22 protein-coding genes and 1 tRNA gene are annotated in these 22,626 nt (G+C 65.9%); 9 read left to right on the plus strand and 14 right to left on the minus strand.

The genetic code is table 11. The annotated features are described in order from the left end of the window. Positions 1–26: 26 nt before the first annotated feature. Positions 27–1,082 (minus strand): ferredoxin reductase, encoded by a 1,056-nt coding sequence (locus NS6_RS18315; RefSeq protein WP_068043479.1) that lies wholly within the window; start codon positions 1,080–1,082, stop codon positions 27–29. A gap of 173 nt (positions 1,083–1,255) precedes the next feature. Between NS6_RS18315 and NS6_RS18320 the strand changes: the two genes are divergently transcribed. Beyond that, positions 1,256–1,864 carry a TetR family transcriptional regulator gene (locus NS6_RS18320; protein ID WP_068043558.1) on the plus strand — a complete coding sequence of 203 codons (609 nt, stop codon included), beginning with the start codon at positions 1,256–1,258 and terminating at the stop codon, positions 1,862–1,864. 10 nt (positions 1,865–1,874) lie between these two features. Here NS6_RS18320 and NS6_RS18325 read toward each other — a convergent pair whose 3' ends face one another. Beyond that, positions 1,875–3,203 (minus strand): MFS transporter, encoded by a 1,329-nt coding sequence (locus NS6_RS18325; protein WP_068043481.1) that lies wholly within the window; start codon positions 3,201–3,203, stop codon positions 1,875–1,877. Positions 3,204–3,631: 428 nt separating this feature from the next. Continuing rightward, positions 3,632–3,707 (minus strand) — tRNA-Lys (locus NS6_RS18330). A gap of 309 nt (positions 3,708–4,016) precedes the next feature. Between NS6_RS18330 and NS6_RS18335 the strand changes: the two genes are divergently transcribed. Continuing rightward, on the plus strand, positions 4,017–5,222 hold the full coding sequence (locus NS6_RS18335) for a L,D-transpeptidase (RefSeq protein ID WP_068043483.1): 1,206 nt from the start codon (positions 4,017–4,019) through the stop codon (positions 5,220–5,222). A 129-nt stretch (positions 5,223–5,351) separates the two neighbouring features. On the opposite strand, the gene NS6_RS18340 is transcribed toward NS6_RS18335, so the two are convergent. The 4 genes from NS6_RS18340 to NS6_RS18355 form a co-directional block, all read right to left on the minus strand. Beyond that, entirely contained in the window at positions 5,352–6,332 is a 981-nt protein-coding gene (locus tag NS6_RS18340; protein WP_068043485.1) for an ABC transporter ATP-binding protein, read from the minus strand. A gap of 15 nt (positions 6,333–6,347) precedes the next feature. Continuing rightward, a complete protein-coding gene (locus NS6_RS18345; RefSeq protein ID WP_068043487.1) occupies positions 6,348–7,196 on the minus strand; it encodes an ABC transporter permease in 849 nt (282 codons plus the stop codon). Continuing rightward, a complete protein-coding gene (locus NS6_RS18350) occupies positions 7,189–8,004 on the minus strand; it encodes an ABC transporter permease (protein ID WP_068043489.1) in 816 nt (271 codons plus the stop codon). The genes NS6_RS18345 and NS6_RS18350 overlap by 8 nt, the downstream gene beginning before the upstream one ends. Positions 8,005–8,120: 116 nt before the next feature. Continuing rightward, on the minus strand, positions 8,121–10,160 hold the full coding sequence (locus NS6_RS18355) for an NADPH-dependent 2,4-dienoyl-CoA reductase (protein ID WP_068043491.1): 2,040 nt from the start codon (positions 10,158–10,160) through the stop codon (positions 8,121–8,123). Positions 10,161–10,894: 734 nt separating this feature from the next. Between NS6_RS18355 and NS6_RS18360 the strand changes: the two genes are divergently transcribed. Both NS6_RS18360 and NS6_RS18365 read left to right on the plus strand, forming a co-directional pair. Next, entirely contained in the window at positions 10,895–11,515 is a 621-nt protein-coding gene (locus NS6_RS18360; RefSeq protein ID WP_068043560.1) for a transglycosylase SLT domain-containing protein, read from the plus strand. A 296-nt stretch (positions 11,516–11,811) separates the two neighbouring features. Further along, the gene (locus NS6_RS18365) at positions 11,812–12,123 is read left to right on the plus strand and encodes a hypothetical protein (RefSeq protein WP_068043493.1); all 312 of its coding nucleotides are present in this window, start codon (positions 11,812–11,814) and stop codon (positions 12,121–12,123) included. 61 nt (positions 12,124–12,184) lie between these two features. Here NS6_RS18365 and NS6_RS18370 read toward each other — a convergent pair whose 3' ends face one another. Next, complete coding sequence (locus NS6_RS18370) at positions 12,185–14,302, minus strand: acyltransferase family protein (RefSeq protein WP_068043561.1); 2,118 nt, start codon at positions 14,300–14,302, stop codon at positions 12,185–12,187. Positions 14,303–14,623: 321 nt separating this feature from the next. Here NS6_RS18370 and NS6_RS18375 point away from each other — a divergent pair, with 321 nt between their 5' ends. Next, a complete protein-coding gene (locus tag NS6_RS18375; RefSeq protein ID WP_068043563.1) occupies positions 14,624–14,929 on the plus strand; it encodes an excalibur calcium-binding domain-containing protein in 306 nt (101 codons plus the stop codon). 69 nt (positions 14,930–14,998) lie between these two features. Here the strand turns inward: NS6_RS18375 and NS6_RS18380 are convergent, their stop codons facing one another. After that, positions 14,999–15,220, minus strand: a complete 222-nt coding sequence (locus tag NS6_RS18380) for a DUF3618 domain-containing protein (RefSeq protein ID WP_068043565.1) — start codon at positions 15,218–15,220, stop codon at positions 14,999–15,001. A gap of 265 nt (positions 15,221–15,485) precedes the next feature. Here NS6_RS18380 and bcp point away from each other — a divergent pair, with 265 nt between their 5' ends. Further along, a complete protein-coding gene (gene bcp, locus NS6_RS18385) occupies positions 15,486–15,959 on the plus strand; it encodes a thioredoxin-dependent thiol peroxidase (RefSeq protein WP_068043568.1) in 474 nt (157 codons plus the stop codon). A 141-nt stretch (positions 15,960–16,100) separates the two neighbouring features. Here bcp and NS6_RS18390 read toward each other — a convergent pair whose 3' ends face one another. Then, entirely contained in the window at positions 16,101–16,883 is a 783-nt protein-coding gene (locus NS6_RS18390) for a TetR/AcrR family transcriptional regulator (RefSeq protein WP_245669407.1), read from the minus strand. A gap of 208 nt (positions 16,884–17,091) precedes the next feature. On the opposite strand from NS6_RS18390, the gene NS6_RS18395 reads away from it, so the two are divergent. From NS6_RS18395 to NS6_RS18405, 3 genes are all read left to right on the plus strand, one after another. Beyond that, positions 17,092–18,039 (plus strand): ATP-binding cassette domain-containing protein, encoded by a 948-nt coding sequence (locus tag NS6_RS18395; protein WP_068043495.1) that lies wholly within the window; start codon positions 17,092–17,094, stop codon positions 18,037–18,039. Between the two features lie 77 nt (positions 18,040–18,116). After that, positions 18,117–18,845 (plus strand): ABC transporter permease, encoded by a 729-nt coding sequence (locus NS6_RS18400; RefSeq protein ID WP_068043571.1) that lies wholly within the window; start codon positions 18,117–18,119, stop codon positions 18,843–18,845. Positions 18,846–19,088: 243 nt separating this feature from the next. Continuing rightward, positions 19,089–19,709: a TetR/AcrR family transcriptional regulator gene (locus tag NS6_RS18405; protein ID WP_068043573.1), complete on the plus strand. Its 621-nt coding sequence runs from the start codon at positions 19,089–19,091 to the stop codon at positions 19,707–19,709. A gap of 235 nt (positions 19,710–19,944) precedes the next feature. Here the strand turns inward: NS6_RS18405 and NS6_RS18410 are convergent, their stop codons facing one another. The 4 genes from NS6_RS18410 to acpS form a co-directional block, all read right to left on the minus strand. Continuing rightward, positions 19,945–20,826, minus strand: a complete 882-nt coding sequence (locus NS6_RS18410) for an aminoglycoside phosphotransferase family protein (protein WP_068043496.1) — start codon at positions 20,824–20,826, stop codon at positions 19,945–19,947. Between the two features lie 132 nt (positions 20,827–20,958). Further along, positions 20,959–21,414, minus strand: coding sequence for an NUDIX domain-containing protein (locus NS6_RS18415; RefSeq protein WP_068043498.1), 456 nt, complete (start codon positions 21,412–21,414; stop codon positions 20,959–20,961). A 4-nt stretch (positions 21,415–21,418) separates the two neighbouring features. After that, positions 21,419–22,063, minus strand: coding sequence for a hypothetical protein (locus NS6_RS18420; protein WP_157112825.1), 645 nt, complete (start codon positions 22,061–22,063; stop codon positions 21,419–21,421). Positions 22,064–22,179: 116 nt separating this feature from the next. After that, entirely contained in the window at positions 22,180–22,617 is a 438-nt protein-coding gene (acpS, locus tag NS6_RS18425; RefSeq protein WP_033246001.1) for a holo-ACP synthase AcpS, read from the minus strand. Positions 22,618–22,626: the final 9 nt, after the last annotated feature.

Genomic DNA, 22,626 nt, shown 5'->3' on the forward strand with positions numbered 1-22,626 from the left:
TTCCGGTGCGCGGAACGCACGCGGAATCAGATGTCGATGTCCACGTCGCCCACGGCGGCCTGGACGCAGAGTTGAATCGGCTGGTCGGGATCGGTTTCCAGGTCACCGGTGCGCAGGTTGCGGGTGCAGCCGCTGCGCCGCACCGAGGTGCAGGAGAAGCAGATCCCCATCCGGCAGCCGTACTCCGGGCTGAGCCCGGCCGCTTCGGCCTGCGCGAGCAGCGATGTCCCGGCGTTCTCTGCGGTGACCCGGCTGGCGGAGAACGTGGTGGTCCCGTGCACCTCGGCGGTATCCATCGGGGGCGCCGTCGCGACGAACTCCTCAGTGTGCAGGCGTTCACCGACCCCTTCGGTGGTGAAGATTTTGCGCACCGATTCCATCAGCGACGGCGGACCGCACAGAAAGGTCTGTGCCTCGGTGAACCACGGCGCCACCCGGTCGAGTTCATCGTGGCCGAACCCGCGCCCGTCCCGCTCCGGGTACCGCAGTTCCACGGAGATATTCGGGTGGACGGCGGCGATTGCGGCGAGCTCGTCCCGATGCGGTACCAGCTCCGGCGACCGCGCGTAATGCAGGAACACCACCTCGCCCGAGTAGTTCTCGTCGGCGAGCGTGCGCAGCATCGACAGCACGGGGGTGATCCCGCTGCCGCCGCTGATCAACAGCACTCGGTCCGGACGCCGCCGCGGCAGATGGAACACTCCGGAGGCCGGCTCGAGGTCCAGGACCATTCCCGGCTCGGCATATTCGTGCAGGTGGCGCGATACGAGCCCGTGCGGGTGCACCCGGATGGTGAGGTCCAGCCGGCGGCGCCGGTCGTGCTGGGAGTTCACCGGCGAATAGCAGCGAAGATGGCGTACCCCGCCGATCACCACTCCCAGCTGCACGAATTGGCCGGATAACAGACCGTCCCACTGCCGGGTCGGGCGCAGGCTCAGCGACAGCGTGCCGGGTACCGAACGGTCGACACCGACGATCCGGGCCCGCATATCGCGGACTGTGAGCATCGGGCGTACCAGTTCCAGGTACCGGTCCACCGGGTGCGGGGTGGTCAGGGTCTGCACCAGGTCGAGGAGGGCCATCGGAGTTCTCCGTCCCTGTCGGTCGCGTCACGAAACTTCGATCAGCTTCGGTGTACGAATGTACACTCAACTAGTGTGCCGGATACCCCGACGGAACTGTCAACCAGGAATCGGTGTGATGCAGGCGACAAGATGGAGAGGATCGAATGGTGAACGGCTGTATGCTCACCGGAATGACCGATCAGGGAGCGAGCCGTGTCGAGCGCAAGGAGCGCACCCGGCAAGCCCTGCTCGACGGCACCCTCGCGCTCGCCGCCGAGCGCGGTTTCGGCGCGTTGAGCCTGCGTGAGATCGCCCGCTCTGCCGGCATCGTGCCGACCGCCTTCTACCGGCATTTCGCCTCGCTCGAAGACCTCGGCGCCACCCTCGTCGACGAAGGTGTGCAGGCCTTGCGACTGGCCCTGCGGCAACTGCGCCGGAAACCGGATGCGCGACTGTCGGAAACCGTGCGCTTCGTCTTCGGCGAGGTCACCGCCAAACGAGAACTTTTCGGTTTCCTGATCCGGGAGCAGCGCGGCGGCAGCGCGCCCCTGCGTACGGCGATCGCACTCGAACTGCAGCTGATCGTGCGGGAACTCGTGGCCGATCTGTCTCGGGTGCCGGCACTGGACTCCTGGTCCCCGGCCGATCTGGAGGTGGCAGCCGACCTCCTGGTCGCGACCGTGACCGACGGTATCGCCGACTACGTATCCGCCGCACCACGCGAACAGCAGCCGATCATCGAGCGCACGATCGCGCAGGTCCGGCTCATCACCCTCGGCATGGGCGCCTGGAAACCCTGACCGCGAGGCTCTAGCCGGTTACCACGGACTCGGCTCGCTCTTGCTCGGGCGCGGCGACCAGCAGCACCGCGACGAGCCCGGCACCGAGCACCACCAGCAACCCGGCGATACCCGCCCGATCCGAGTCGAAAGCCCAGACGAACAGGCCGAACAGAGTGGGCGACAGGAATGAGGCAGCCCGGCCCGTGGTGGTGTAGAGCCCGAACAGCTGACCTTCCCGCCCCGGCGGTGTCAGCCGGGTCAGAAAAGAACGCGCAGAGGCCTGCGCGGGACCGACGAACAGGGTCAGCGCCAGGCCGAAGATCCAGAACATGGTGGCACCGGAAACCAGCAGCAGCGCGATACCACAGACCACCGCACCGGCCAGGGAGACCACGATCACCCGTTTCGGCCCGACCGAATCGTCGAACCGGCCCGCCACGATCGCGCCCAAGGCGGCGACGACGTTCGCACCGATACCGAAGAGCAGTACATCGGAATTGCTGATCCCGTATACCTGCACGGCCAGCACCGCCCCGAAGGCGAAGACACCGGCCAGCCCGTCCCGGAAGACAGCGCTGGCGAGCAGGAACCAGATCACCCGGCGGTCCAGAACCCAGAGCTCGCGCAGATCGCGCCACAGCACGCGGTACGAAGCGAAGAAGCCCGCCGTAGCGGCACCCGGGTCGGCGCCGGTGCGGCGCACCTCCGGGACAGCAAAGAACACCGGCAGCGCGAACACCGCGAACCAGACCGCCGCCAAGACCAGCACCAACCGGATGTTGAGTCCGTCGCCGGTGCCGATACCCAATAGGCCACGTTCGTCGCCGTCGCCGGAGATGAACCCGAAATAGCAGATCAGCAGCAGGACAATTCCGCCGAAGTAGCCCATTGCCCAGCCGAAACCGGAAACCCGGCCGACGGTGTCGGGCGTGGACACCTGGCGCAGCATGGCGTTGTAGGGCACGGTCGAAAGCTCGAAGAAGACGTGGCCGAGTGCCAGCAGCACCAGCCCCAGCCACAGGTAGTGATATTCATCACGCACGAAGAACATGGCGGCCATCAGGCCGACCACGGTCGCAGTCATGATCGCGAGTGAACGTTTGCGATTCGCGGTCGCGTCGAATCGCTGGCCGATGACGGGCGCGGTCAGCGCGACCAGCAGGCCGGCGAGCCCGAGCGCCCAGCCCAGCCACGCACTGGCGGAGATATCCCCGGGCAGATCATCGCCCACGCTGTCGGTGAGATAGACAGCGAAAACGAACGTTGCGATCACGGCGTTGAAGGCGGCCGACCCCCAGTCCCAGAGCCCCCATGCGACCACCCGCGCCCGCCCTGACGTGGCCTTTACGGTGCTCATACTGTTTCCGGGCATACGAGCCGGGGACCGGCGTGGTCACGTTCCGCTACCGTCACCGGGCCGGGCTCACTCATGCTGAGCACAGTAATGGATACCGGTGCACCGGAGCCGGACTCGAGTAGCGAACGGTCCGGCCACCTTCCGGAATCGAAGGTGATGCAAATCAGTCACATCCGGCGCGGTGTGCTTGTGGCGCATTCCACACCGGCGTTGTATCGGTACGCAGGTTTGTCGTCGGCGAACAGCGGTGAGGCGGTGGTGGATTTGGCGAATCGCGTGAGGTACGTGCGGGACGCCGGCGGGCGGGCGCAAGGCCCCTCGCAACGACGATCGACGGAATTCGGCCGACAGTCGGCGCATACGGTAAGAGCTGGGACTTTCCCCGGCAGCTGGGGAAACATGAACTCTGGGTTCGAAAATCGTGCTGGTGGTGCGCCATCAGGGACTCGAACCCCGAACCCGCTGATTAAGAGTCAGCTGCTCTGCCAATTGAGCTAATGGCGCGTGCCCCGTCGTGCGGTGCGGGACAGACATTAACAGGCCCGGACCGCAGAAGTGAAATCGATACCGAGTCGGACCGGCGTGAGCCGGGCGACGCCGTAACAAACGGCAGGCCTAACCCTATGTGTAGGTGGGCTACCGGAGCCGGAAGTGATGCTCGACGGTTGGGATCACTTCGGCACGGCTGGCAGAATGTTGGATGTGGTCTCGACCGGTCCCGCCGCTGCGGTGGGTCGAGGTGAGCAGGTAATCGGTCGGATCCGAAGCCATCGGCGCGTAGCGGGTGTGCCGGGACTTTGAAACGGGGTTGATATGCGTATAGGTGGTCGGCGCAGGCCGGTCGGTTGGGTTTTCGGACCGATGGTCCTGGTCGCCTTACTGGCGATGGTGTTGACCGGGTGTTCCTCGTCGGAGGCGGCGGAGGGCACTGTAGCCATCGACCGCAACCCCATCAACGAACTCATCAAGCCCAAATTGGTCGCCCCCGTCAAGGACGGCGATATCGGCGTCTCGCCTGCGAGCCCGATGAAGTTCGAGATCAGCGATGGCCTGTTCACCGATGTGGCTCTGCTCAATCCGGAGAACCAGCCGGTGGCCGGGCAGCTGTCCGAGGACGGGCGCAGCTGGTCGACCACCGAACCCCTGGGCTACAGCAAGACCTATCAGCTGCAGGCCCGGTCCATCGGTCTCGGCGGCGCATCCACCGCGGGCATGAGCTTCACCACCACGGCGCCCGGCAATGTCACCAAGCCGTACCTCAACCCCGGTGAGGGCGCGGTCGTCGGGATCGGCCAGCCCGTGGCGATCCAGTTCGACGAGAACATCCCCGACCGCCTGGCCGCGCAGAAAGCCATCACCATCAAGACCGAACCGCAGGTGGAGGGCGCCTTCTACTGGGTGAACAATCGCGAGGTCCGGTGGCGGCCCGAGCATTACTGGACACCCGGCACCCGGGTGAACATCGATGTGAACGTCTACGGCAAGGATCTCGGCAACGGCTTGTACGGCCAGAACGATATCCACTCACATTTCGTGGTGGGTGACGCGGTGGTGTTCACCGCCGACGACAACACGAAGATGGTGACGGTGGAGAAGAACGGCCAGGTCATCCGCACCATGCCGACATCCATGGGCAAGAGCGACACTCCTACCGACAACGGCATCTACATCATCGCCGACAAGCATGCGCAAATGGTGATGGACTCTTCCACCTACGGGGTCGCGGTGAACTCCGCCGACGGTTACCGCACCGATGTGGACTGGGCCACCCGAATGTCCTACAGCGGGATCTTCTTCCATTCGGCGCCGTGGTCGCTCGGCGCTCAGGGCAATACGAACACCAGCCACGGCTGTCTGAACCTGAGCCCGGCCGACGCCCAGTGGGTGTTCGACACCGCCAAACGCGGCGATCTCGCGATCGTGAAGAACACGGTGGGCGGCACCCTGTCCGGGGTGGACGGTCTGGGTGACTGGAATATCCCGTGGCCGGAATGGAAAGCCGGCAACGCCGAGATGTAAGAACTCCAGCGAATCGGGACCAGCGGCGGCAACGAAAGACCGGCATTCCGGCAAGCCGCCGCCGTTGCCCGGATCGCATGAATACCGCAGCGTCGAGGCGCCGGCCCCCGGGCCGGCGCCTCGCGGGTTTCAGCGGGCAGTTTCGTACAACCGTCGCACGATGTCCTCGATATCGGGTTCTTCGATGGACAGGTCGCGGACCTCGGCGCGTGCCGATACTTCGGCCAGTAGCTGGGCGGCGGTGGTGGCGTCGGGGTCGAAGGCGAGTCGCTGCCGCATCCCGTCGGCTTCGTATCCGAGTAGCTGCACCCCGGGCAGATCGCGCAGCGGCGGCGCCGGCATCGTGAGGTCTACGGCCAGTACCCGCTGTGCACCCATCATCGCGCCCAGGCCGGGTAGTGACCCGTCGTAGGCGAGCCGGCCGTGGTCCACCACCAGCACACGATCGCAGAGCCGCTCGATATCCCCCATATCGTGGGTGGTGAGCAACAGTGTGGTGCCCCGTTCCAGCCGTTCGGCCCGCAGGAATTCGCGCAACCGCTGCTTGGACAGGACATCCAGGCCGATGGTCGGCTCGTCGAGAACGATCAGCTCCGGGGAATGCAGCAGTGCCGCCGCGACCTCGGCGCGCATCCGCTGCCCCAGCGACAACTGCCGGACGGGGGTATCGAGGGTATCGCCCATTTCCAGTTGGTCGACCAAATCCGCGGTGCGGGCCCGGCCGGCCGCAGGATCCAGGCGGTGGATGGCGGCCAGGATCATGAACGATTCGCGTAGCGGCAGGTCCCACCACAGCTGGGAGCGTTGCCCGAACACCACACCGATCCGGCCGGCCAGTTCCCGGCGGCGCCGGATCGGTTCCAGCCCGCAGGTTCGCACCGTGCCGGCAGTGGGCACGAGGATGCCTGCGAGCATCTTGATGGTGGTCGATTTGCCGGCCCCGTTGGCACCGATATAACCGACCGCCGCACCCCGTTCGACCCGGAAGCTCATGATGTCCACCGCCGTGACGACCTCGCGCCTGGGTCGCCGCCATTTACCGTCGCGCCGATACCGGACGAACTCCCGCGTGAGCTCCTCGACTTCGATGATCGAATCCGCGCCGGCCATCACCGATCTCCCATCTCATCCACCACCGCTCTGATAGTGCCGGGTACCCATTCGCCACATCACCGCCGCCAGCAGCCACGTCCAGCCCGCCGCCAGCGGTACGCACCACGCAAGCCAGGACGGCAGCCCGGCCGGTCCCGGTAACCCCAACACGGCCAGCGTCGGGAAGTAGGCGGTGAACGCGACCGGTATCGCGACGCAGAACAGGATCCGCAGTGGAGTGGGGAACACCGATGCCGGCTGGGTCGCCGCGAAGGATCCGCCGTAGGTGAAGCTGTTGGTCAGCTCCGCGCCGTCGATCAGGAAGAACTGGCAGCCCGCGGCCACCACGAACAGGCCCGCGAACAGGACTGCGCCGCTGACGACGGTCAGCAGGATCAACACCACCGTGCCCGCGGACCATTCGATGTCGTTGCGCACCAACCCGGCCGCCAGGACGATCAGGGCGACACCGCCCCGCGCCAGCCGGCGCAGCGAGAAATCGCTGGTGATCAGCTGTAACAGCACCGGCTGCGGACGCAGATGATAGATATCGAGCATCCCGAGCCGAATCAGAGCGGGCAGCTTGTCCAGATGACCGCAGACGAGCTGGGCCGAGGCGAAGGCGAGATTGCTCAGGCCGAACAGCAGGAGCGCGGCATCCATGTCCAGGCCACCCAGCACCTTTGCCTGCCGGAAGATCAGCCATACCTCGGCGAATTCCACCAGCCCGAGCAACATCGCCGCCACGATTTCGCCGGCGAAGGACGCCCGGTACGAACGCTGCGCCCGGATCCGCGAATTCAGCACGGCCGCGTACGGCGCCCAACGGGAACCGGCAGGGCCGGGCCGCTGCGGAGCAACAGGCGGTGCGGTCTCAACCACCCTGGACCTCCATCTTCTGCCTGCCCGCTGCCAGCAGTACACGTCCCAGAGCACCCACTGCCAGCAGCCAGAAGATCTGTGTTCCGACCACCTGCACCGCGGCCCAGCCGATAACTCGTCCGGACAGCACATCCACCGGTACCTGCAGCATGGAAGGGAAGGGCGTCGCGTTGGCGAATGCCTTCAACCAGTCCGGGAAAACGTGTACCGGAACGAAGAGGCCCGCGAGGAAGGGCCCGCAGGTTTGGTAAAGGGTTCGGATGCCGCGGGTTTCCACCACCCAGAAACCGGCTGTGGTGAGGGCGAACAGGGCGAGGCAGGAAATCGCGATCCCCACCAGCAGGCTCAGGGCGCCGAGTAGATAGGACGCCGGTGTGCCGGGCAGCATCAGGCCGAAGGTGAGCGAACCGATGAACAGGCTCGGCACCAGGCGCGGAATTAGGGCGCAGAGGCCTCGTCCGAGATCGGTGGCGAGATTGCTCAGCTGGATATCGACGGGCCGCAGGAAATCGACGACGATATCCCCGGAGCGGATCCGCTCGCCGAGTTCGTGATCGGCGGACAGGAACTGCAGGGAGCCGAGCAGTCCCTGCGAGATCCAGACGTAGGCACCGATGCTACCGGCGTCGTAGCCGGCGAACCCGCCGGTCGCGCCGACGGCGGCGACCATCACCGAGGCGCGAACGAATCCGAATACGGAGTTGGTGAACAGTCCGGCGAACATCGCCAGCTTGTAGTGCCACTGCCGCCGGAACCCGGCCACCAGCAGACGCCAGTAGACGACCGCATATCCTGGAAAATCGCCCACGGCAGCAAACACTCTCCCCCCGCCTCGTCCGGACACAAGGACGAGACCTTACCGCGCAGTCCCTTTCGGGAAAAGGCAATTTCGCGATCCGGCGCGGGCGGCGGCTCGCCGGACGCCTAGAGCGCGGCGGCCAATCTCGTCCCCTGGTCGATGGCGCGTTTGGCGTCCAGCTCGGCGGCCAACTGTGCCCCGCCGATCACATGCACGGTGATCCCGGCGGCGGCCAGTTCGGATTCGAGGTCGCGTACCGATTCCTGGCCCGCGCAGACGATCACGTTGTCGACCGGGACGACCCGGGGCCGGACTCGCTGCGGACCGAAGCTGATATGCACCCCGTCGTCGTCGATCCGGTCGTAGTTCACCCCACCGATCTGCTGCACCCCTTTGGCTTTCAGCGCCGCCCGGTGCACCCAACCCGTCGTCTTACCCAGCCCTTTGCCGAACGGTGTGTCCTTGCGCTGCAGCAGAACCACCTCGCGCGCCGCCGGCCCCGGCAGTGCGGGACGTAATTGCCCCCGCAACTGCTCGTCGTCGGCGTCCACCCCCCATTCCTGCTTCCATTCGTCCGGTTTCAGCGTGGGATGGCCTTCCACGGTGAGATATTCGCTGACATCGAACCCGATTCCACCCGCCCCGATCACGGCTACCCGCGGCCCGACCGGTTTCTGCTCACGGACCAGTTCCGAGTAGGACAACACCATCGGATGGTCGATTCCCGGGATATCGGGAATCCGCGGCCGTACTCCCGTCGCCAGTACCACCTCGTCGTACCCGCCGGTGCGCAATGCGGCGGCGGTAACCCGCGTGTTCAGGTGCACCCGCACCCCGGTCACCTCCAGCCTGCGGGTGAAATAGCGAATGGATTCGTCGAATTCCTCCTTGCCGGGGATACGGCGGGCGATATCGAACTGTCCGCCGATCCGGTCCAGCGCTTCGAACAACTCGACCCGGTGCCCGCGCTCGGCCAGGTTCACCGCGGCCGACAGGCCCGCCGGCCCGGCACCTACCACCGCGATATGTTTCGCACGCCGCGTGGGTGCCAGTATCAGTTCGGTTTCGTGACCGGCCCGCGGGTTGAGCAGGCAGGACACCGTCTTGCGCTGGAAAGCGTGATCGAGGCACGCCTGGTTACAGGCGATACAGGTATTGATCTCGTCGCCCCGGCCCGCGGCCGCCTTGTTCGCCCATTCCGGATCGGCCAGCAATGGCCGGGCCATCGAGATCAATTGGGCATCGCCGCGGGTCAGGATCTCCTCGGCGATTTCCGGCATATTGATCCGGTTCGACGCACACACCGGGATATCCACCGCCGCGGTGATCTTGGCGGTGAATTCGACGAACGCCCCCCGCGGCACGGAGGTGACGATGGTCGGCACACGCGCCTCGTGCCAGCCGATATCGGTGTTGAGCATACTGACCCCGGCAGCCTCGAGTTCCCTTGCCAATTCGACGATTTCGGTGAAACTCTGGCCGTTCTCGACAAGTTCGGCCATCGACAGCCGGAAGATGACGAGGAAATCCGGGCCGACGGCGGCACGGGTCCGGCGCACGATCTCCACGGCCAGCCGGCGACGGTTCACCGCCGACCCACCCCAGCGATCGGTGCGGTGATTGGTCCGCGGCGCGAGGAACTGATTGATGAAATATCCTTCGCCGCCCATGATTTCGACCCCGTCGTAGCCGGCGAACCGAGCCAGTTCGGCGCAGCGCACATAATCATCGATGGTGCGCCGGACCCCGCGGTCCGAGAGTGCGCGCGGGCGGAACGGGTTGATCGGGGCCTTGATCGAGGAGGCGGAGACGCTGCCCGGTACATAGGCGTAGCGGCCCGCATGCAGGATCTGCAGTGCGATCTTCGCGCCGGCGTCGTGCACGGCGCGGGTGATGGTGCGGTGCCGGTAGGCCTCGGTACGGCTGGTCAGCTTCGCACCGAACGGCAGTAGCCATCCGGTGCGGTTCGGGGCGTAGCCGCCGGTGATGATCAGCCCGACCCCTCCGCGTGCTCGTTCGGCGAAGTAGGCGGCCAGGCGGTTCGCGTCCCATGCCCGGTCCTCCAGCCCGGTATGCATCGATCCCATGACCACCCTGTTCCGCAGTGTGGTGCCGTTCAGCTGGAGTGGGCTGAACAACTGCGGGTAACTCGTCGTCGAGTCCATCGCGGGCTCTCTTTCCGATATCCGTCCGGGTCCCGGCGCGGGCCCGGGGCCTGCCGGACTTCATCACACCATTGCGTATGCGGCAATTACCACCCCGGCGGCTACCTGGGCGAAGTAGCGGCCGCTAGACCTGCCGGGGTGCCGGTTCGGCAACCCCGAATCCGGCGGTTTTCCCATTACGGAACCGTCACGAGAAGCTGAATCCAGGGTGTACCGGCAAAAGTTTTGTGTCGTGCACCACATGACGTTTAAACGCATTTCCCCAGGTCGCGTCAATACCGGAACGCGTTCGTTTCAGGGTTCAAGATCGGACTCGATTTTTTCTCAGGTTCCGTTCACCTTCCGTTCACCTGCCGTGACCATTCTGAGATCCGGTCGGAAACGACCTGAGGTTCGACTGCTCCGCGAGATTGTGAACGCCGGGTTGGAAACAACCGGCCGGACCAGCCCGGCACAGCGCCGTAGATGAATACCGGACACGGTATGGCGACGGCCGAACCCGAACCACTTTACTCCACCGAAAGGTGGAGATCCGCCGGCGCGGCGGCCCGGGAAACCACCCGGCACCGCGGATGCGCCTTCCGGACCCGAACCGGCCTGTGTTCGGTGTCACACAACAAAACCCGACAACAGCACAGTCATGTTTTCCGGTCGCGACCCAACGTCGCCGCCGAAGATCCGTGCTGCCCGAACCGGGCCGGATCCCGAGACCGATCAAGGAACCGAATCCGCTCATGAACAACCACCGTTTCTCCAGCCTGCGCCGTCGCACCAAACGCGAAGCAATGGGCTTCGTACTCGCCACCGCCGGTGTCGTCGCCGTCACCGCTTCCTCGGCGGTTTCCATGGCCGACAACAGCGCCCCCACCAAGATCGCCATGGTCGCCGAGCAGAAGCCGGCCGTAACCGAGGCGAAGGCCCCAGAAGCGCCGGCTCCGCACGTGGAGCCCGCCGCCGCCGTCGCACCGGCCCCCGTGCCCGCACCGGCCCCGGCACCCGCACCAGAGCCTGCCCCGGCTCCCGCACCGGCCTACCCCAACAACCTCGACGGCTGGATCCGCGAGGCCCTCGACATCCTCAACCAGAACGGCATCCCGGCCAGCTACGACGGCATCCAGCGCAATATCCTGCGCGAATCCTCGGGCAATCCGGGCGCGATCAACCTCTGGGACTCGAACGCCATCGCGGGCATCCCCTCCAAGGGCCTGCTCCAGGTGATCGACCCCACCTTCGCCGCGTACCACGTACCCGGTACCCCGTTCGACGTCTGGAACCCGGTCTCGAACATCGTGGCGGCCTGCAACTACGCCGCCCACAAGTACGGCTCGATGGACAACGTCAACGGCGCGTACTGAGTTATCGGCGCCGCCTCCGGCGGCGCGGGTTTCGGCCCCCTCGGCCGAAGACTTCCAGCGCCTCGCTGAACTCGGCACCACCGTTGGTTACGCCGGGAAGGTCGCGGGGGCCGGAACTACAGCTTGGTCATAGATGTGGGCACATCGTGGACGCAACGGCGCGTACCACTGTCCGCGAGTGTGGCCAGGGGAACCCCACAACGGCGTGGGGGAAACCCCACAACGGCGTGGGTGCGCGGTGTCGTGTGAGAACACGGCACCGCGCAGTGCTGTCTGTGGCCCACTTACACTTGTGTATGGCCGATTACGCACATTCACCGGCCGCGGAGGCCGGTCGGGCCGCCAAGGCACGGCACCTGGCCGGATATCTGTGGGACCGGGAGATCACCGGTTCCGAACTACTCGAACTGCCCGCGCCGGTGCAGCGCAAGCTGGCCCGCTCGGCGGGAGTCAACCCGCCCAGTACCACGGAAACCTGGCGATCGGTGGCCCGCCTCCTGGACGAGAAGGCCACGTGGGCCGCCCGTAATCCCGGCCATCCGGCCGCACAACGACCGCACCGCGACGAAAAGCTGCTATGGGTCAAACCCCCGATAACCCCCTGGTGAGTTGGGGTTGTCGGGGGTTTGACCTGCGGTATCTCGATAGCTGCCGGCCCGGTGGGGTACCTCACCACCAGGTGGTGGCGATCCCGATCTGCCGTTCCAGTTCCGGGGCGAGGGTGCGCGCATAACTGGCGCTGAGGTGGTGCTCGTCGTGATACACCAGCACATTGCCTTCGACCACCCGGCAGAAGTCCGGCCCGCACACCGAATCGCTGAGATCCAGCAGACGCATATTCGGGAACGCCGCCGCGTGGATCAGAGCGGGATTCACCGGTGCCAGCGCCTCCGTACGCTGCATACCGCAGGTCGCGCTGTCCCCACCCGCGGCCAGGCAGTCCACGGCGCTGTATCGCACACCGGTCGGGCTGCGCAGCCAGGGTGTGTCACGGATGGCGAGAACGTTCAGGCTGCGTTCGGCCAGCGCCGCCCACACATCGAGGTATTCGGCGGGCACGGCGTCGCCGCCGCTGGGCCAGATCGGGGCCGTGGCGGTGGTGAAGACCCAGTCCGGCGGGTCGGCGGCCAGCAGGTCGACCACCGCACGAGACCAGTCGCGGCAATCGGAGATATCGAGCCCCCGATACTGGGCGTCGTCGCGGATATTGAGCGAACAGCCCATCTTGAGGTATACGACAACCTTGATGTCGTGGACCTTCGCCAGCGCGTCCATGGCGGGCATCCAGTGCTCGGCATGAGAGTTGCCGACCATGGCGATGGTGCGTGAGCCGTTCGGATCCCCGTACGTGCAGGTCGTCACCTCTTTGTTGAACCAGTCGGAGATACAGCCGTCGCGGGTGGGTGCCGGGAGGTCGTTGGACGCTTCCAGAATCGAGGGCCGCAGTTTCGCCACCGGCACCTCGGCACCGGCGAACAAGGCCTCGGCACCCGGATACTCGTTCACCGGCAGCGCCTCGACCGGCTGGGAGGGCGTACGCGCGACCACCACCTGCCAGGTGACGCAGGCGCCCAGGACCAGCACCCCCACCAGGCTCACCGCGACACCGGGGACACGACGCCGCCAGGCCGGGGTCGTCACGGTCGTGCCCGAGCGCACCCGCAGCGGATCCTCGATGAACTTGTTGGTGATCAGGGCGAGAATCAGCGAGACCCCGATAACCAGCAGTCCGCCTTCGAGTCCCGCGTGCGGTTTTCCGGTCTGCACCAGGTAATAGATGAGCAGTGGCCAGTGCCACAGGTACAGCGAATACGCGATGGCACCGAGTTCGACCATCGGCCGGGTCGCGAGCAATCGGCTGACGATCGGCTGCTGCCCGCTCTCCGTGCGGATCCCGGCGATGATCAACACCACCGCGGCGCCCACCGGGAACAATGCGGCCGGGCCCGGGAACTGGCGGGCGCCGTCGAACAACAGACCGCATACCAGCACGGCAACGAGGCCGCCGACGGCGAGCAGGGCCGCCAGGGACCGCCCGATCCGGCCGGCACCCAACCGCAACCACGGTAGCGCCGCGGCCAGCAGGGCGCCGGTCAGCAATTCCCAGGCGCGGGCGGCACTGTCGTAATAGGTCCACTCCTGCGAGACCGTCATCCAGACGGTGGCGTAGACGAACGAGGCGGCACCCAGCAGCACCGACAGCGCCACGATCGCGGGCCGGACAGCGCCCGGCGAGCCCAAGCGCCGGCACACCCACGCGACCAGCCCCAGCAGCACGATGATCGCCACATAGAACTGTCCTTGGACCGCCATCGACCACAGATGCTGCAGCGGGCTCACCGACGGATCGGCGGCCAGATAACTTTCCGCGGCCTGCGCGAGGTACCAATTCTGGTAGTAGAGGGCCGAGGCCATCGTCTGGCCCGACATGTTGCCCCAGGTCGAGTACGGCTTGGTGGCAATGGTGGCGACGCCCACCACAGCGAGCACCACCATGAGGGCGGGTAGCAGCCGCCGTGCCGTACGCGTCGCAACCTGCCACGCGTCGACCCGGCCGGTGCGTTCCACCCGGCGCAGCAGCATTCCGGTGAAGAAGAAACCGGAAAGCACCAGGAAGATGTCGACGCCGCCGGAGACCTTGCCGTACCAGACGTGGAAGGCAACGACCAGGGCGATCGCGATCCCGCGGAGACCGTCGAGATCGAGCCGGTAATCGGCCGAAGGAGTCGGGGTGCCGGGCTGCGCTGCCGGAACCGGCTCGGCTGCGTCACGGTCTTTGATTCGCAACAACTGCTCTCTCCGACCTATCGACTTTTCCGCCGGGCCCTGTGGGGATCGATTGACAGCAGCGCAGCACGAGCCTCGGACATAGCATGCATCCCTATCACAATGTGTGGTCTCCGGCGAATTCCGCCGCTGGGCCGGCAGCCTTCGCCACCGCGGTACACCTCGTCGCGGCAACCGGTGAGTACCCGGCCACGACCGCGATTTCTCCTTGTCTTATCCAGGCCATACGAGTTGACAATCGAGGCGACCCTCACAACAGTGGTAGCCGCGCGTTCTCCGTTCGGACGCATGATCCACCCCCCAGCAGACATAGAGGAATTCATGAACGTACGCCAGCTCTATGTCAGCGCCGCCGCCGCGGGGCTGACTCTTCTGGCCGCTCCCGTTGTGGGCGCCGGTTCCGCACATGCCCTCCCTCCGTTGGCGGGCACCGGCTCCTCGACGGTGGACGCCCTGCTCGGTGCCACCGGTTCGGCGCAGCTGGCGCAGACCGGTTCCGCCGGTGGCGCCTTCAAGAACTGTGACGAAGCACGCGCCGCGGGCCGGGCGCCGATCTTCCGCGGTGAACCCGGGTTCGCCCCGCACCTGGATCCGGACGGCGACGGGTTCGCTTGCCCCACCGTCTGATTCGGTCCCACTGCGCACAAACGCCCGGTGACGGAGTATTCCGTCACCGGGCGTTGTCGTCTGCGGTGTTCAGCGCAGGATCTTGAACAGCACCGCACCCGCGAGCAGCACGCCCGCACCGATCAGGGTGTATTTCACCTTGGGCTCGCTCACCTTGGCCAGCGCCAGCTGTTTGGTGCCCTCGGCGATCCGCTGCGGATCGGCCCGCACCGCGATCTCGTCCAGGGTTCCGGCCAACCGCTCCCGCGCGGCCTCGATCTCCTGCTCGATCCGCTCGGTATCCTTTGCCACCTTCACGCCTCCTGTACCTGGTCTGCCGCGTCCACCGGCGGCCGATGATCACCCCTGGGTCGCGGTTGTCACCGCGGCGCGCCAGGGTTCGGGCTCGAGTGTATCCGTGGTAACCACGGCGACTGTTCGCTCGACCCCGGCGCGGCAGGTCGCCGACCGCCGCGCAGGCGTTCGCCGGAGACTGCCCGTGCGTCCGCTCATCGCGACCGCACGATGCCTGCCGAGTCCACGTCCGGGAGTCACCGGATTCGGTTACGGTGCGAGTGTGACCGATAACCATCGACTTTCCCCGGGTGATCCGGCACCCGATTTCACCCTCCCCGACGCCGACGGCAACGAGGTATCGCTGGCCGACTACCGCGGCCGAAAAGTCGTGGTGTACTTCTACCCCGCGGCGAGCACCCCCGGCTGCACCAAGCAGGCATGCGATTTCCGGGACAATCTCGGTGAACTGAACGAAGCGGGCCTGTCGGTGATCGGGATCTCTCCCGATAAACCGGCCAAACTCGCCAAATTCCGGGACGCCGAACAGCTCGACTTCCCGCTGCTGTCCGATCCCGAACGCAAGGTCCTCACCGAATGGGGCGCATTCGGCGAGAAAACCATGTACGGCAAGAAGGTGACCGGCGTCATCCGGTCGACCTTCCTGGTCGACGCCGAAGGCAAAATCGAAGTGGCCCAGTACAACGTGCGCGCCACCGGCCACGTCGCCAAACTGCGCCGCGATCTCTCCGTGTAACCGGAACTACCCCGCTCGCGAGTCCTTGTCATCGGGTGCAGCGTCGAGCGCGGCCGAATCCGACCGGGGTTCGCCCGCGCTCGACGCACAACCCGCCGGGCGCATAGCCGGACCGGCAGTAGCCCCACCGGGACCGGGAGATCAGCCGTAGGACCCGATCAAGCGCTCGTAGCCGTCGAGCAGCAACCCGAGACTCCGCTCGAAGAACAGGTCCTCCCAGGATTCCCCGTCCTGATCGAATGCCTGAGCCTGCATGACAGCCGTAACGGCGGGGAAACGTTCGGGGTCGATCACGCGTTCGAGGATGTCCCAATCGCCGTCGGATTCCGGGTTGCCGGGGTCGATTTCGGCGACGAGGCGGGCCCGTCCGATCACGAACAGCGTCAGGTTCACCACCAGCTGCAATTTGATCGGTTCCGGCACCCGGGTCTGCCCGAGCGCCGACAGGCCCGCCTCCAGCCATGCCACGTTGTTGGGCCCCAGGGGCGGTGCGCTCATTCGCACGCTGAGCCAACCCACGTGCTTGACAATCAGCCGGTACTCCGCCCACGCCCATTCATGTAGCGCCGCCCGCCACGGGGTGCCGGGCGCGGTCTCCGGAGGCGTTCCCAGTACCCGGTCCAGCGCGATCTCCACCAGCGTGGACTTGCTGTCGACATAGCGATACAGCGACATCGCGGTGAAGCCGAGGCGCTCGGCGACCTTGTTCATCGACAGTGCGGCGAACCCCTCCTCGTCGGCGAGTTCGATCGCGGTGTCCACGATCTGTTCCAGGCTCAGCCCGCGCCGGGGTCCGCGGGTTCCGGCCGGCGCCAACCCCCACATGAGCTCGATCGATCTCGGTAGCGGCCGTTCGGTATCCGCCGCGGCCGCCGGCCCTTCGGGGGCGGCCGGGGCCGGTCCGTTGTCCGCTGAGCTCGCCATCGATCTGGATTCCTTCCGTCGGTTTCCGCAACCAGGCTCGCGGTGGCCGGCAGTCCGGCCGGACAGCGGCCGGCCCCTGGCGCCCTCTCTTCCTATACCACCGTGTTCCCCGCCGTCCTTGCGCCCCGCTTCAAACTGTGTACTCTCTAATCAGAATATATGCCATATACAGTTTATGGCACATGCAGTTATTCGAACGGAGTCCATCATGACCGCCCCACCTGCCATTTCCCTCGCCGGACTCGGCAAATCCTTCGGTGACCACCAGGTCCTCGCCGGTATCGACCTCGATATCGCGCCCGGATCGGTGTTCTCCCTGCTCGGCCCCAACGGCGCCGGGAAAACCACCGTGGTGCGCATCCTGGCAACCCTGACCGGCCCGGACAACGGCACCGCCCGGGTCGCCGGATACGACGTAGCGCACGAACCGGATCGAGTCCGGGCTTCCATCGGGGTAACCGGCCAGTACGCCGCACTGGACAAAGTCCTCACCGGTACCGAGAACCTGCACATGGTCGGCCGGCTGCTGCATCTGGGCCGGTCCGAGACACGCCGGCGCACCACCGAGCTACTGGAACGCTTCGACCTGGTCGAGCCGGCCGGCCGGCCGTCCGGCACCTACTCCGGCGGTATGCGCCGCCGGCTCGATCTCGCCATGAGCCTGATGGGACGCCCGGAGGTGGTGTTCCTCGACGAACCCACCACCGGCCTCGATCCGCGCAGCCGGCGGGAACTGTGGCAGGTGATCCGGGAACTGGTCGGCGACGGTGTGACCGTTTTCCTCACCACCCAGTACCTGGAGGAAGCCGATCAGCTCGCCGACCGGATCGCGGTCCTGCACGGCGGCCGGATCGTCGCCGACGGGACCCCCGCCGAGCTCAAACAACTCACGCCGGGCGGCCATATCCTGTTCCACTTCGCCGACCGGGCGAACCTGGCCGCCGCGGCGCGCACGACCGGCTTCCCCGAAACCGATCCGGACGAACTCACCCTGCAGGTGCCGTCCGACGGGCAGGTCGCCCATCTCAAACATCTCCTGGACGAGTTCGCCGCGCTCGATATCAGCGTCGAACGGCTCAGCGTGCACACCCCGGATCTCGACGATGTCTTCTTCGCACTGACCAGCCGACCGGCCCAGGCCGTACCGGCCGCATAGCGGCCCGCGCGCATCCCTGCTCACAGAAAGCCACTCACGTGACCACCCTCACCCACGCCGCACAGGACGCGGCAACCATGACGGCCCGCAACCTCCGGCATACGCTGCGCAGCCCCGACGCACTGATCAGCACCCTCGCGCTGCCGATCATGATCCTGCTCATGTTCGTCTACGTCTTCGGCGGGGCCATGGACGTCGGCGGGGCCTTCGTCGATTACGTGGTGCCCGGGATCGTCCTGATGTGCGCCTGTTTCGGCGCCTCGACCACGGCGATCAGTGTTTCCGTCGATATCGCGGAAGGTATCGTCGACCGGTTCCGCACCATGGCGATCAGCCGATCGTCATTCCTCACCGGGCACATCACCGAAAGCCTGCTGCGCAATATCCTGGCCACCGCGGTGGTCGTGATCGTCGCGCTGGCCATCGGTTTCCGGCCGACCGCCGATCCGCTGCGCTGGCTCGCCGCCGCAGCACTGCTGGCACTGGTAGTGGTGGCGCTCTCGTGGATGTCCGCGTGTTTCGGTTTGCTCGCCAGCAGTCCCGAGGCCGCCAACGGGTTCACCATCTTCGCGATGTTCATCCCCTATGTCAGCAGCGCCTTCGTACCGCCGGAGACCATGCCGGACTGGCTGCGCGGTTTCGCCGAACACCAGCCGGTGACACCGGTGATCGAAACCCTGCGCGGTTTGCTGGTCGGAACCCCCATCGGCGACAGCGCGATACTGGCCACCGCGTGGTGGGGCACCATCGCCGTGGTGTGCTACGGCACCGCCCTGGTGCTCTTCCATCGCAAGACCCGCAGCTGACCCGGCCCCTCCCCCTCCCCGATCCGGCGGCCGCGGCACCCGACGGCGGTGTTGCGCGCCCCGGATCGGCGCCGCAACGCGCAGTGAGACATGACAGACTCGCCGTCACATTCCGTACTCTCCCACCACCACCTTCGACCTACCGCTAGCCTGGGACATGTGAACGTACGTACGGAGGCCACAGTGAAACGGCGTCCGGACCCTGCGCTGGAATTGGAACTGCAGGACGACCCGCAGGAACTCATGCCGCGGCGGCGTCCAACCCAGGAACGTAGTAAGCGGAAGTTCGACGCGCTGCTACAGGCGTCCCGGGAGCTTTTGGTCGAAGTGGGTTTCGAATCGTTCACCTGTGAAGAAGTCGCGGCCCGCGCGGAAGTCCCGATCGGCACCCTCTACCAGTTCTTCGCCAACAAATACGTCATCGTCTGCGAACTGAACCGGCAGGACCTGGTCGCGGTATCGCAGGAGCTGGCCGATTTCCACGGCGAGATCCCGTCGCTGGACTGGTTGCGGCATATGAACCAGTTCGTCGACCATCTGGCGAGCCTGTGGATGACCGACCCGTCCCGCCGTGAAGTCTGGCTGGCCATGCAGTCCACCCCGTCCACGCGGGCCACCGGCGCGATCCACGAAAAGGAATTCGCCGAGGTCGTCTCGCAGATGTTGCGCCCGCTCACCCCTCGCACACCACGGGCCCGGCGCACCATGATGGCCGAGGTGCTCGTGCACGTGGTCTATTCGATGATGAACTTCTCCGTACAGGACGAACAGAGCCACACCGACGCTGTCGCCGAACTCAAACGACTGATGGTCGCCTATCTCCTGGTCGCGGAAAAAGAATCCCGCACCGCCAGCCAGCGCTGAAACACTTAGAAGTTCGAACAGCCGATATATGGGACCACTTCCCAACCGACCCATGCCGTGCGCCGCCCGCGTCCGCGCAGAGAGTCGATGCGCAGTCGCGCCTGGGCCAGTCTGGCAGGTTCGTTTGCGGCGGCCGGGGCGGCCATGCAAGTCATCCGCATTGCGCTGCCGGCCCCCACGGCAGCCCGGCACACGATACTTCCAGGTATCCCCGCGGAAGATCTTCGACATGTCGTTACAGTGCGTTCCACTGCCAGGGTTTCGGGATACGACCACGTAGGCAGGCGATGCGGTGGGCGGTCTCGGATCGTGCAGTGAGGCTGTGCTTCGACAGACTGATCGCGAAGGCGGCCCAGCGGAGTACTTGGATATCGGCGTAGACGCGGAATTCCGGTGTGGTCGTCATGTCGTGCCCGCCGTAGGCGGTGACGAAGGCGTAGTAGTCGTCGTTACCGAGGCGGTTGAAATCGGCGTGGTCGACGGCGAGTTGGATGAGGTCCCATTCGGGCCGGCCGAGGGACACTTTTTCGAGATCGAGGAATGTCGGTGCGCCGGAGCGGGGAACGACCAGGTTGCCTTGCCAGGCGTCGCCGTGGATCACCGAGGTTCGGGTCACCGGTGGGAGCTGTTCGTAGCGTTGCCGGAGTGCGGTGTAGTGCTGGGTCAGCCATTGCCGGTCGCTGTCGTCGAGGGTGGTGGCTGTGGCGATCCGGTCTTCGAGTCCGGTGAACGGCTGGTACTCCGGCAGTTCGAAGGTGGCCGGTGGGGTGAGGGTGTGCAGGCGGGCGAGGGCTGCGCCGAGTTCGGCGGGGGTCGCAGGGCGGTGGTCGGCGATGAGCTGCCACCAGGTGACGGGGTGGTCGTCGATGACGATTGGCTGCGGCAGTGTTTCCACGGTGTGGACGGCGGGGATGCCGGAGTGGTTGAGCCAATGGGATATGCGTACCTCGCGGTGGGCGGTGTCGGCGCTGCCGGGTTTCCCGATGCGGGCGATAATTCCGCCGTCGAATTCGAAGATGGCGTGGGCTCCGGTGCGGAGCGAGGTTGCGGTGGATGCGGCGAGACCGGCACGGGTGGCAGCCTGTTCGAGGATATCGGCTGTCGAGGCCGGGGTCATGAGATCACCTCGGGGTCCGGGTGGCGGCGGTGGTGTCGCGGAGTTCGGCGACTTCGCTGATTCCGCGGTGTGGTGTAGCGGCGGATCGGGGTGTCGTCAAGGCATCGGGACAGCTTGTGGATCTCCCTGTTCTCAGGGTGCAAGCTCACCGTGCTCGAGATAGATGGGGAGGTTATGGGCAAATGCGGTGTATGCCTGCCGCAGCCGTCGGCCGAGCCTTGGAATGACATAGTCGTCAACCTTGTTGATCGGAACCCATTCCCACTTGTCGAGTTCGGCTTTCTGCAATGCGATGTCTCGCTCGTCGCCGAGTTCGCCGCAATAGAACATATAGAGAACCTTGTCCCCCTCCCCAGGACTGGGTGCCCAGTCGTGAACAAGCAACCGTTGCGGTGCGCGGTCGATTCCGAGCTCTTCACGGACCTCGCGACGACAAGCTTCCCCCGGGGCCTCACCTGGCTCCAGGTAGCCCCCCGGTATATCCCAACCGTTGCCATATGTCTTGTGCACAAGCAGCACTTCATCGTTACGTACGAAAACCGCGCCGGCTGCCATGCGCGCTCGTGCGAACTGGTCATCGTCTGTCATCGGTTCACCTCGAGATCCGCATACGCTGGGCAAGGGCCTGCAGTACAAACGGTGGGCTGCCCTGAACGGTGCGCATCCAGGTCAGGACGAGTTGCCTATTGAGGTAGTGATGTCGAATCTGCTCTGGAGCCACCCGTTCGGCGTCGAGTACCGCATCGATCGAGTCCTGCCGCCGTCCTGCCAGGTTGAATGCACGGGCAAGCTCGAGCTGGTGCCTGATTCGGCGTTCGATCGGAAGTTCGGAAGTGTCCAGTGTGGGGCCGAGTTGAAGCGCGACCTGAATGTCTCCCAGTTCCATGGCGGTATTCACTCGGTGGATCGCAACGTTGGTCGGACCGAAGGCAGTCCACAAATGGTTCCGGTCCCCGCCCAAGCGCTCTGCCGTCCGATCGGCTTCTGACAAGAAGCCGCGGACTGCATCTCGGCGGTTGCTGCGCGCTGCCGCCATCGATCCGACGAGAAGCAACGTTCCGTACACGGACAGTACATCGGCCACGCCGACACCCAGAAACGGCTGCAAGTAGGCCGCCCCGGATTCAACAAGGTCGACAGCCGTTTGCACACGGCCCGTCGACATTACAGTGAAGGCGACCGACCCCATGAGTGATGCGAGAATCGCAGGATCATCCGCGCGGTTGGCAGCGATCAAAGCCCCCCGAGCCGCTCGCTGCACGAGTGCAGGAATTACTCCGACGGCAGGGCAGTCATGTCCCGCTGCCCGGTGGACGGGCAGCGGGCCGGTCGTTGTTCTGTCGGCGAGGGCGCTCAGTTCTCCGGGGACCGGCCCTCGATGAGATCGGCCAGCTCACCCGGATCCTCCAGCACCACCATGGCGGCTGCGGTGTCCCCGTCGTGGGTGAGCGACAGGTGCACCCGGACCCGCGGCAGGAATTCCGCGGCCAGGCCGTGCAGTTTGATGCTCGGCCGGCCCCAGGCGTCGTTCACCACTTCGATCAGCGGGTACGGGTTGTCCCCGATCTGCGGGCGGCGGGCGAAGCGGGAGGATGCCCAGGCTTTCAGCACAGCCTCCTTCGCCGCCCACCGCGCCGCGTAACTGCGGGCCGGGTCGGTGGCCTTGCTCTGGCAGTAACGCCGCTCACCGGCGGTGAAACTCTCCCGGAGCATGGTGGTTCCGGCCCGTTCCAATTGTTCGGTGAACTCGGAGATGGTTACCAAGTCCAAGCCGATTCCGAGGATGGTCACAGTGGCGCA

The sequence above is a fragment of the Nocardia speluncae NBRC 108251 genome (genome assembly GCF_001613245.1).
Taxonomy (GTDB): Bacteria; Actinomycetota; Actinomycetes; order Mycobacteriales; family Mycobacteriaceae; genus Nocardia; species Nocardia speluncae.